The 10,788-nt window shown below is 68.5% G+C and carries 9 protein-coding genes and 1 tRNA gene; 3 read left to right on the top strand and 7 right to left on the bottom strand.

All coding sequences use genetic code 11. From position 1 onward, the window contains the following. On the bottom strand, positions 1 to 3,008 hold a 3,008-nt coding region (locus tag GRX66_RS12300), incomplete at its 3' end, for an adenosylcobalamin-dependent ribonucleoside-diphosphate reductase (RefSeq protein WP_159526826.1). A gap of 430 nt (positions 3,009 to 3,438) precedes the next feature. Here GRX66_RS12300 and GRX66_RS12295 point away from each other — a divergent pair. After that, positions 3,439 to 3,675 (top strand): hypothetical protein, encoded by a 237-nt coding sequence (locus tag GRX66_RS12295; protein ID WP_159526825.1) that lies wholly within the window; start codon positions 3,439 to 3,441, stop codon positions 3,673 to 3,675. Positions 3,676 to 3,719: 44 nt separating this feature from the next. Here GRX66_RS12295 and trpG read toward each other — a convergent pair whose 3' ends face one another. Genes trpG through trpD form a run of 4 tightly spaced genes read right to left on the bottom strand, consistent with a single transcriptional unit; the run spans position 3,720 to position 7,682 of the window. Continuing rightward, on the bottom strand, positions 3,720 to 4,307 hold the full coding sequence (gene trpG / locus GRX66_RS12290) for an anthranilate synthase component II (RefSeq protein ID WP_325064090.1): 588 nt from the start codon (positions 4,305 to 4,307) through the stop codon (positions 3,720 to 3,722). Then, on the bottom strand, positions 4,304 to 6,034 hold the full coding sequence (gene trpE, locus GRX66_RS12285; RefSeq protein ID WP_394351528.1) for an anthranilate synthase component I: 1,731 nt from the start codon (positions 6,032 to 6,034) through the stop codon (positions 4,304 to 4,306). The genes trpG and trpE overlap by 4 nt, the downstream gene beginning before the upstream one ends. Next, a complete protein-coding gene (locus GRX66_RS12280; RefSeq protein WP_159526824.1) occupies positions 6,031 to 6,675 on the bottom strand; it encodes a phosphoribosylanthranilate isomerase in 645 nt (214 codons plus the stop codon). The genes trpE and GRX66_RS12280 overlap by 4 nt, the downstream gene beginning before the upstream one ends. Then, entirely contained in the window at positions 6,672 to 7,682 is a 1,011-nt protein-coding gene (trpD, locus tag GRX66_RS12275; RefSeq protein WP_159526823.1) for an anthranilate phosphoribosyltransferase, read from the bottom strand. Before trpD ends, GRX66_RS12280 begins: the two co-directional genes overlap by 4 nt. Positions 7,683 to 7,842: 160 nt before the next feature. On the opposite strand from trpD, the gene GRX66_RS12270 reads away from it, so the two are divergent. After that, positions 7,843 to 7,917: transfer RNA gene (locus GRX66_RS12270), tRNA-Val, on the top strand. Between the two features lie 366 nt (positions 7,918 to 8,283). Continuing rightward, positions 8,284 to 8,703, top strand: coding sequence for a universal stress protein (locus tag GRX66_RS12265; protein ID WP_159526822.1), 420 nt, complete (start codon positions 8,284 to 8,286; stop codon positions 8,701 to 8,703). Between the two features lie 58 nt (positions 8,704 to 8,761). On the opposite strand, the gene GRX66_RS12260 is transcribed toward GRX66_RS12265, so the two are convergent. Both GRX66_RS12260 and GRX66_RS12255 read right to left on the bottom strand, forming a co-directional pair. Further along, positions 8,762 to 10,135 carry an anaerobic glycerol-3-phosphate dehydrogenase subunit C gene (locus GRX66_RS12260; protein WP_159526821.1) on the bottom strand — a complete coding sequence of 458 codons (1,374 nt, stop codon included), beginning with the start codon at positions 10,133 to 10,135 and terminating at the stop codon, positions 8,762 to 8,764. Next, the coding region (locus tag GRX66_RS12255) for an FAD-binding protein (protein WP_159526820.1) at positions 10,132 to 10,788 on the bottom strand (657 nt) is incomplete at its 5' end. The genes GRX66_RS12260 and GRX66_RS12255, both read right to left, overlap by 4 nt.

The following is a 10,788-nucleotide window of genomic DNA, read 5'->3' as shown; positions in this document are numbered from 1 at the left end:
CGCCGGCGCCGACGGGCCCTGCGGACCGCCGACAGCGGCCTCCGAGGCGGACGCGCCGCCGTCGGTCTCGTGGTGGGCCGCGGCCCCTCGTCGGTGATCTCGCCGAGGTGCTGCTGCTGCGGGTAGGCCGCGCGGTCGACGTCGCCGTCGAGGTAGCGCCGCAGCGCGGTGCCGAACGCGTCCGGGATGGAGTTGACCTGTTCGCCCTTGTCCCAGGCGACCTTCGGCGACCGGATGCCCTGGAGTTTGTCCGCGATCTCCTCGGGGTCGACGCCGGAGCGCAGCGCCACCGAGATGGTCTTCGCGAGCGCTTCCGTGAACGACCCGGTGAAGCCGCCGGAGTTGCCCGTGTTCGCGAACAGCTCGAACGGCCGCTCGCGTTCGGGGTCCTCGTTGATGGTGACGTAGAGCTTCCCGTAGCCCGTGTCGATGCGCTGCGTGACGCCGTGCAGGAGGTCGGGGCGGGACTGCTTCTCGGCGAACTCGCCGTCGAAGTCCTCCTGGGCGCCTGCGAAGATCTCGCGGAGGTCCTCGCCGAACGCCGCCTGGACGTCGTCGTTGTCGAGGAAGCCCTCGATGCCGCCGAACGTCTCCTCGATGGTCTCGACGATGGCCTCGGCGGCCTCGTCCTCGTCCAGCTGGGAGAACTCGGCGTTGTCCGCGCGGGTCGTCAACACCTGCTTGCTGCGGGTGCCGTCGCGGTAGACGGTGACGCCCTTCCCGCCGTTGTCGTAGATGTAGCGGTACACCTCGTCCATGTCCTCGACGGACGCGTCGTTCGGGAAGTTACAGGTCTTCGAGATGGCGGAGTCGACGCCCTCCTGGCAGGCGGTCTGGACCGCGGCGTGGTCCTTCCCGGAGAGGTCGCTGGTGACGACGAACAGTTCGCCGATGGCGTCCGGCACCGTCGTCAGGCCGTCGACGCCGTCGAACTCGTTGTTCGCCATCTGCGCCTGGGCCTCCTCCTTGACGTCGTCGACGTCGATGTCGTTGGCCTCCAGCACGCGGAGGAAGTAGTCGTCGAACTCCACGAGCATCTCGTCGCCCTGCACGTCGTCGCTGACGTTCTTGTAGTACGCGACGTTGTAGATGGGTTCACAGCCGCCCGTGGTGTTCCCGACCATCGACGTCGTGCCCGTCGGCGCGATGGTGGTCGTGTTGTGGTTGCGGATCGAGTAGCCGTCCGCCCAGTCGGCGGGGTCCTCGCCCGTGTGGTGCTCGAACCACTCGGGGTACGCCGTCGGGTTCGCGTACTTGGACTTGTCCCACTCGTCGAAGCTGCCGCGTTCCTGTGCGAGTTCGTGGCTCGCGGCCTTCGACCCGTGGTTGATGCGGCGCATCACCTGGCGCGCGATCTCGTTGCCCTCATCGCTGCCGTACTTCACGCCGAGCTGGATGTACAGCTGCGCGAGGCCCATGACGCCGAGGCCGACCTTCCGCATCGCGGCGACCTTCTCCTCGATTTCCTCGACCGGGAAGTCGGACATGGTGACCACGTTCTCGAGGAACCGCGTCCCCATCTCGATGCGGTGGTCGAACTCCTCGGTGTCCAGCGCGTGCTCGAGGAACTGGTCGACGCCGTCCTCGAGGCTATCGAAGTCGTGCTCCTCGCTCCAGACGCGCCAGTCGGGGGCGTCCTGGGCAGCGAGCGTCGAGAGGTTGATGTGACCGAGGTTGCAGGCCTCGTACTCCTCGAGGGGCTGTTCGCCGCAGGGGTTCGTCGCGAGGATGCGGTGCTCGGGGTGCTCCTCGACGTCGAAGGAGTGCTGTTTGTTGACGCGCTCGAGGTAGATGACGCCGGGTTCGCCGTTCTCGTGGGCGCCCTCGACGATGCGCTCCCAGAGCACTTCCGCCGGGATGGAGAGCTCCTCCCCGACCGTGACGTAGTCGCCGAGGCCGTACCGGGAGTACATCTCCTTGGTCTCCTCGGTGGCGACGTGCGGTTCCTCGGTGCGGGGGTTGGTGAACGTGTACTCCTCGCCGTTCTCCAGGGCCGCCATGAAGCCGTCAGTGACGCCGACGGAGATGTTGAAATTCGAGAGGTGGCCCTCGACGGCGTTCCGCAGGTGCTCGGGGACGCGGCCGTCCTCGTCGATGAGTTCGCGGGCTTCCTCCAGGGCTTCCGAGAACTCCGTGTACGTGTAGTCGTCGGGGTCGTTGAGTTTGAGCGTCTGCGCGAGGCTGACGTCCTTGTTCTTCGCGTGGATGAACTCGACGACGTCCGGGTGGCTGACGCGCATGACGGCCATCTGTGCGCCGCGGCGCGCGCCGCCCTGCGCGATGGTCTCGCACATCTGGTCGAACGTCTCCATGAACGTGAGCGGGCCGGAGGCGATGCCGCCCGTCGAGCCGACGGTGTCGCCGTACGGGCGGAGCTTCCAGAACGCGTACCCCATGCCGCCGCCGGACTGGAAGACCTCGGCGGCTTCCTTGGCGGTCTGGTGGATGTCAGTGATGTCGTCGCCCGGGGAGTCGACGAAGCACGCCGAGAGCTGCTGGAGTTCGTCGCCGGCGTTCATGAGGGTCGGCGAGTTCGGCATGAACGAGAGCTGTTCCATCAGGTCCTGGAACTCCTCGCGCTGTGCATCGACGTGCGCGCGCACGTCGTCGTCCTCGAGTTCGGGGACGACGGTCTCGTACGCGAACTTGTTGACGTTGGACTCCGTGAGCTCGATTTCGGCGTCGTCGCTGTCCGGGTCGACGTCCTCGCCGAACACCTCGGCGGTGAGTTCGTCGCGGCGCGGGTGGTCGGGCTTGAGCTGGGCGGGGGTGACGGTGACGGGGTCGTCGCTCTCGTAGACGACTTCCGCGAGCGCGATGTTCTTCGCGACGCGGTCGAAGAGGTCCTCCTGTTCCTCGATGTGTTCGCCCTCGGAGTTCTTCCGGAGGTAGCGCGCCGGCAGGATGTTGTGGTAGGCGTTGGCAGTGAGACGCTCCTCGAGCGTGTCGCCGGTCGTGCGTTTGACGGGGAGTTCGAGTTCGCCCGCGGAGAGGTTCGGTGTGCTCATCGGCAGTCCCTCCGCAGTACAGTCGTTGGCGTGGATGATTGGTGTATCATGGATTGTCGAATTCGGGGTGTCGGTGGGGACAACGTGGTAGCCGGCACGGGACGTTAGTAGTTGTGCTTCCAGTACCCCGTGCCCTGGGTCCCCGAACCGGCCCGTTTGGGCGTGGATGAACCGTTGGGCTCGGTCGGATATAATGATACCCAAAGCGCGGTGAAAGTGACGCAATTTCTAGGGTGGCGTCGCCGGCGTACTGGGGTTTCAGTTTCGACCGGGAGCGGGGTGGGCGAGCGGCCACACCACGAATCGAATCCGGCCTCGAAACCAGCGTCAAATCGACGGGGAACGGCGGCCGAATCGGCGCGGGAGCGGCCGGCGTGGCTCGTCCGAAACTGCCACCTCGCTTAAGGAGGTCGTCTGCGTGCCACCGAGTATGTACCTGTCTGGTATCCCGAGCGTACTCGCGGCGTCACCGCTGGCGGCCACACCGCTGGTACTCCAGGGCTTGCTAGCCACTCCGCTGGGCAAACTGCTGGTCGCCCTGGTCGCCATCACGGTCATCGTGCTGGTCGGCCGGGTCGTGCTGAGCGTCGCCTGGAAACTGCTCGTCGTCGCGACACTCGTGGTCGCCGGCCTGTGGCTGGTGTCCACCGTGCTCGGCGGATTCTGACGGAGAGACCGCGAGACGAAGCAGTTCTGTACGAACTCGGACCGTCAGACCGCGGTGAGGAAGTTCTCGACGACGTCGTGGCCGGCAGCCGTGAGCACCGACTCCGGATGGAACTGCACGCACTCCAGGGGGTGCTCGCGGTGGCGGACGCCCATCGCGAGGTCGCCGTCCGCGACGGTCGCCGACACCTCGAAGCTGTCCGGAATCGACGCACACGACAGCGAGTGGTAGCGCGCCGCCGGGAACCCCTGTTCGATGCCCTCGAAGACGCCATCGCCGTCGTGCTCGACGGGACTGGTCTTGCCGTGCATCGGTTCCGGCGCTCGCCCGACCTCGCCGCCGTACTCGTAGACGGCGGCCTCCATCCCGAGGCAGACGCCCAGCGTCGGCACGTCGGGGCTGACCTCCGTGAGGACGTCGGCAGTGACGCCGACGTCGCGGTCGTTCTCCGGGTGGCCTGGGCCCGGACTGATGACGATGGCGTCCGGGTCGACCGCGCGCACGTCCTCGAGGCTCGCGGTGTTCTTCAGGACCGTCGTCTCCGGGCGCTCCCCGTCGACCGTCTGCTCGGAGACGTACTCCACGAGGTTGTACGTGAACGAGTCGAAGTTGTCGATGAAGAGGACGTTCACTGCTGGACCTCCGGCGTCTCCGCCCCGCGGTCGGCGTCCGAGTCGTCGTCGGGTCGCTGGTCGCCGTCCACCCGAATCCGGTCGACTGCGGCGAGCACGCCGTCCATCTTCGCCTCCGTCTCGTCGTACTCCGCCGCTGGGTCGCTGTCCGCGACGATGCCCGCGCCGGCGCGCACGCGAAGGGTGTCCGTCGCTCGCGGCTCGCTTTGCCCGCCGGTCGCCCGTTCCGCGGAGTCGCTTCGCGCGTCGCCGTGCTCGACCGTCGCGGACCGGATGGTGATGGCGAACTCGGCGTCGCCCGTCCAGGAGAAGTAGCCGACGCCGCCGCCGTAGATGCCACGCGGCGAGGCTTCCAGCGCGTGGATGTGCTCCATCGCGCGCACCTTCGGCGCGCCCGACAGCGTGCCCGCCGGGAACGACGCCCGGGTCGCGTCGAAGGCGTCGTTGTCGTCGGCCAGCGTGCCCGTCACCGTGGACTCGATGTGCTGGACGTGGCTGTACTTCAGCACGCGCATGAACTCGGGGACGCGGACGCTACCGGCTTCGCTGACGCGTCGCACGTCGTTCCGAGCGAGGTCCACGAGCATCGTGTGTTCGGCGCGCTCCTTCTCGTCGGCGAGCATCTCGCCCGCGAGGCGGCGGTCCTCGACGGGACTTGACCCGCGCGGGCAGGTGCCCGCGATGGGGTTGTTCAGCACGGTGTCGTCGTGGACCGCGACGAGCGTCTCGGGGCTGGCGCCGACGACGCTGCGGTCGCCGTGGGACAGCAGGAACATGTACGGCGAGGGGTTGACGTCCCGGAGCGCGGCGTACAGGCCGCGGGGATCGATGTCGCCGTCGAGTTCCCGCGTGCGGGAAACCACGGCCTGGTACACTTCGCCGTCGAGCACCGCTTCTTTGGCGTTCGCGACCGCGTCCTCGTACTGTTCGCGCGGGCCGGTGCGCTCGTCGGTGACGCGGAACCCGCCGAACTCCGGCGCCGGGGTGTCGTCGAGGCGCCGCTGGACGCGGTCGGCTTCAGCGCGCAGCGACTCGTAGACCGCCGCCGGGTCGTCGTCCGCGCCGACGACCGGCGTGAACACGAGCGAGACGGAGTTCGTCGCGCGGTCGAACACGAGCGTCCGCGTCGTCAACACGAACTCCGCGTCCGGCAGCGGCGTCTCCGGGCGCTCGACGCCGACTTCCTCGAGCCAGAGGTCGTAGACCGCGTCGTACGCGAGAAACCCCACGAGGCCGCCGTCCAGCAACTGGCGGTCCTCGTTCGGGAATCCGCGGCGCTCCACGCCCGGGAACGCGTCGCGGAGTCTGTCGAGGACGTCGGGGTCGTCCGTCCCGTCCACGCCGCCACTTCCGGGGCCACTTTCGGCGTCCGGCAGGAAGTCCGTGACGCGGTCGTCGGACAGCGACCGGACCACCGTCTCGTCGGGGTGGACGGTGACGACGGCCGCGGGGTCGTAGCCGACGAACGAGTAGCGGGCGTGGCGGTCCTCGGTGGCGTCCGAGGGCCGGAACGCGCCGTCCGGGTCGCTGGCCGACGTCTTCTCCGCGCTCTCCAGGAGGAAGCCGTAGTCGCCCTCGGTGAGCGCGGCGTACGCGGTCAGCGGCGTGACGTCGACGTCGAGGTCTGCGGCGACACGGACGACGGCAGGGTCGTCGGCCGCGAGGTCAGCGAACTCCTCGGGCGTGGTCTCCAGGCGCGCGGCGCTCGTGGGATCGGCGTCAGTCACAGTTCCACCTCCGCTGGCTGCGTGGCGTTCGCGACGAACTCGCGGACGGCGTCGTGGTCCTTTTCGCCGCCAGCGCGTTCCACGCCGGAAGCGACGTCGACCGCGAAGGGCTCGACGGTGGCGACTGCTTCCGCGACGTTCTCGGGGGTGAGTCCGCCCGCGAGCACGACCGGCGAGTCCGCGGTATCGGCGAACTCCCGGGTGGCGTCCCAGTCGTGCGTGCGCCCGGTGCCGCCAGCGCCCTCGCTGTCCACGGAGTCGACGAGCAGCGCGTCGACGACGTCGTCGAAGCGCTTCCCGTCGGGGGCTGCCGCGTCAACTGTCTTGATGACGCTCACTGGGGCGGTCGCTGCGACGGTCTCGACCTCGTCGACTGACAGGCCGCTGTGGACCTGGATGACGTCCGGGTTCACGCGCTCCACGAGGTCGGCAGCGCGCTCGGGCGTCCCCGGCATCGTCACGAGCACGGTGGTGACGAACGGCGGTGCGGCTGCGACGAGGGCCGCGGCCCGTTCGACCGCGACTTCGCGTGGTGTGTCGACGTTCACGTCGGCGATGAACCCGACGGCGTCCGCGCCGGCGTCGACGGCTGCGTGGAGGTCGCGTTCCGCCGTGATGCCACAGATCTTCGTGCGCGTCATTGGGTCGCCGTCGCGGTGGTCCTGAGCGTCTCGAGGGTTTCGGCTGCGGCGCCCGAGTCGATGGCTTCGGCGGCGAGGTCCGCGCCCTCGGCCAGCGAGTCGGCTTCGCCGGCGACGTAGATTGCCGCGCCGGCGTTCGCGAGGATGATGTCGCGCTTCGGGCCGGTGACGTCGCCGGTGACGATGCCGCGGAGGTCGCTTGCGTTCTCCTCCGGGGTGCCGCCGGCGACGGCGTCGATTGGGGCGTCCTCGAGGCCGAAGTCCTCGGGGGTGACGGTGTACTCCTCGATGTCGCCGTCGCGGAGTTCCGCGACCGTGGACTCGCCGTGCAGCGCGAACTCGTCGAGGCCGTCGCCGTGCACGACGAGCGCGCGGTCGACGCCCATGTGCGAGAGCGCGCGAGCGAGTACGGGGACGAGTTCGGGGTCGTAGACGCCGACGACCTGCGCGTCTGCGGCCGCGGGGTTGGTCAGCGGCCCGAGGACGTTGAAGATGGTTCGGAGGCCGAGTTCGCGCCGCGGGCCGACGACGGCCTTCATCGCGGGGTGGAACGCGGGCGCGTGCATGTAGCCGATGCCGTGGTCCTCGATGCTGCGTTCGACGGCGTCGGGGCTGGCGTCGAGGTCGACGCCGACTTCCTCGAGGACGTCGGAGCTCCCCGACGACGAGGACACGGAGTAGTTGCCGTGTTTGGCGACCGGGATGTCGGCGGCTGCCACGACCACCGTGGACGTCGTGGAGACGTTGATGGTGTCGTAGTCGTCGCCGCCGGTGCCGCACGTGTCGACGAGGGGGTCGCGGTCCGGGTCGATGGTGTGGGCGGCCTCCCGCATGCCCTGTGCGAAGCCCGCGATTTCGGTCTCGGTTTCGCCTTTCGCGCGGAGCGCTGCGAGCAGCGCGCCGATTTCTGCGTCGCTGGCGCCCTCGAACACCTGGGTGACGGCGTCGCGTGCGTCCGCGAGTGTGAGGTCCTCCCCGGCCGTGACGCGCTCGATGTATTCCTGCATAGTGGACACCAATGTACTCTTTCGGGTTATAGTGTACAAGTCTGTACAGAGACTTAAGTGTGTCGTGGGACGAAGTGACGAAGCCCGCCGCGGCGAGGTGGCGATTCGAAACCTTCAACTATACCCCCGGACTACGAACGAGTGCAACAGAAGGCCACGCGGGTTGGTGGTCTAGTTCGGCTATGACACCTCCTTGACATGGAGGAGACCGGCGGTTCAAATCCGCCCCAACCCACTACTTCTCCCGAACTCACGCCGACAAGCACCGCGTATCGTGTGCGACGTCGCGTGAGGAGGTGGTGTGGGTGGAGCGGATTTGAACCCTGTCACGAGCGACCGACGGGAGCGAAGTGACACCGGCTCAAATCCGCCCCAACCCACTCCTCTGCTACCCACACCGCGAAGCGAGTGCCACGTCGCTTCGCGTGTGGTACGTCGTGAATGGCGTTCGGTGGATTTGAACCCTGCAACGCACGCGCAGCGAAGCGAGCACGGCTTGCACCGGTTCAAATCCGCCCGGCTCAGGTCCGTTGCCGAGAGAGACCGCCACAACGGACCGAGCCAGCCGAGGGACTATATCTTCGGCGGCCCTCCTAGTCCCATGGTTTCACGAGTTCTCGTGCCGATGGACGACTCCGAGATGGCTCGCGAGGCGCTGGAGTACGCGCTGAGCGAGCATCCGGCCGCGGAGATCACGGTCCTGCACGTCGTCGGCGGGCCGTCGCCGATGATGGGGGCGGCGGCGTCTGTCGCGCTCTCCGAGGAGTTCGAGGAGAACGCGCGGGAGCACGCGAACGTGGTGTTCGACCGCGCTCGCGAGATCGCCGAGGACTACGACCGGGAGATCGATACGGAACTCGCGTTCGGGAACGCAGCGCGCGCCATCGTCGAGCACGCCGAGGGGTTCGACACGGTGGTCATCGGGACGCACAGCGGGTCGCTGTCGGACCGCCTGTTCACGGGGAACGTCGCGGAGAAGGTGTTCCGGCGGTGTCCCGTGCCGGTGACGACGGTTCGCTGAGCGAGCCTCCGTGTCCCGGGTGAGTCGGTCGACGACTGCCGGCGGCCGTGACCGCGGGTCAGTCGACCAGTGCCGCTTCGAGCAGTTCCAGGGGATGACGGACGTCGTAGCCCGTCCCGTGTTCCATCTGCATCGCGCACGTCGGGCACTCCGTCATCCCGGTCTCGCCGTCGACGTCGGCCATGTGGTCGAACATCTCGGCGCCGATCTGCATCGACGTCTCGTACTTCTCGGCTTTCCAGCCGTACGTCCCGGAGATGCCCGAGCAGGAGTCCCCGACGTCCTCGACGCCGACGCCGTCCACGTCCCGGAACAGCTCGACGGCCTGCCGGTCGAGGCCCTGGTTGCGCGCGTGGCAGGGCGCGTGGTACGCGAACTCGGCGGCGAGGTCGCCGCCCACTTCGACGTCGTCGAGGGCGCCCGAGAGGTCCTCGTGGATGCGGAGGTATTCGATGCTCTCGAAGGTGTGTTCGGCGACGGCGTCGATGCCGTCGATGTCGAACAGTTCGGGGTACTCCTGGCGGAGCGCCATCGAGCACGACGTACAGGACGCGATGGCGTCGTAGCCTTCGTCGACGAGGTCCGCAAACGAGGAGACGTTCACGTCGGCGTCGCGGCGCGCGTCGTCGAGCATGCCGTTGGCGAACATCGGCGTGCCGGAGCAGCCCTGTTCGGGGACGACGACCTCGTAGCCGAAGTGCTCGAACACGCGCACCATCGCTTTCCCGACCTGTGGGGTGTTGTAGTTCGCGTAACAGCCGTGGAAGTACGCGACCTTCTTGTCGGCGTCCAAGGGGTCGCAGCGGCGTTCACGGTGCGCCCGGGCGCGCTCCCTGGAGGCGGCAGCGCCGCCCTCGCTGGCCCACCACTCGCGGAACGTCTCCCTCGCGAACGCCGGGAACTCGCGCTCGCTGGTGACGCCCATCGTCTTCTCGATGAGCCAGCGCGCCGGCCCGAAGTTCATCGCGGCGTTCGCCAGCCGCGGCACCTTGCTGGCGAGCCACGCCGACGTCCGGTAGTTCGCGAGCAGGCGGTTGCGGACGTACTCCACGGAGAGCTTGCTCATCTCCTCGCTGACGTACTCGCCGCGCGCGGTATTGTGCATCTGGGAGAGCGGGACCCCCGACGGGCAGGCGTTGTCGCAGCGCATGCAGTTCGAGCAGTCCATCACCGAGTCGTCGACCGCGTGGTCGTCGTCGCGGCGCTTCAGCCGCCACTGCTCGGGCCCCTGGAACTTCGGGCCGGGGAAGTCGTCGTCGACTTCCGCGACCGGGCAGTTGGTGTCACAGGTCGAGCACTTGTAGCAGGAGTCCGCGCCCGGGCGGAGGTCGAAGTCCGCGCTGTCCTCGAACACGTCGACGGGGTCGAAGTCGTCGCCGGTGTTCGGCGTCTCTGGGTCGAACGTCGTGGTGCTGGATTGGCTGTCACTCATCGTGTTGCCTCCGCCGCGCGGCGGCCGGCGGCGTAGCCGGTCGCGATCGAGACGCCGCTGCCGGACTTCTCCGCGGCGAAGTCGTAGCCGCCGAGGACCGCACCAGCGGCCCGGAGGTTCCGGAACTCCGGGTCGCCGGCGGCGTCCAGCGGCCGCAGGTCGTCGTCCGTCGCGACGCCGAACCGCGGGAACTGGTGGTCGCCGAACGCGTCGTCCGCGAACCACTCGTAGCGGTCGGCGTCGTGGGCGACGTGGCAGTCGAAGACCGGTTCGGAGACGCCGTCGCGGTCGGACTCCACGCCCTTCCCGACGAGGCCGCCGGTCGCGAGCACGTACTGATCGGCGCTGTTCGGTATCTTCGCGCCGTTCTTCTCGACGTAAACGCGCTCGATGCTGTCCCCGCTACTGGCGGCCGTTGCGTCGGATTCCGTGCCGAAGGAGCCCGCGGTGTCGGAACCCGCGGAGTCGGAGCCGTCGACGTCGAAGTCCGTGACGGGGTTGCCCGTCTCGATGCTCGCGCCGGCGTCGTCGAGCGCGTCGAACAGCGCGTCCTCGAGTCTGAGGCCGGGCAGCGAGGGCGGCCCCATCGGCACCTCGAAGACCTCCGCGCCGAGTTCGTCGGCGAGCGCGGCCCGGACGCCGCTGGGTCGTCG

Origin of the sequence: Halobacterium bonnevillei (assembly GCF_009831555.1) — an archaeon.
Lineage (GTDB): Archaea > Halobacteriota > Halobacteria > Halobacteriales > Halobacteriaceae > Halobacterium > Halobacterium bonnevillei.
The sequence above is the reverse complement of the archived record's forward strand: the minus strand, read 5'-3'. Positions and strand labels throughout refer to the sequence as shown.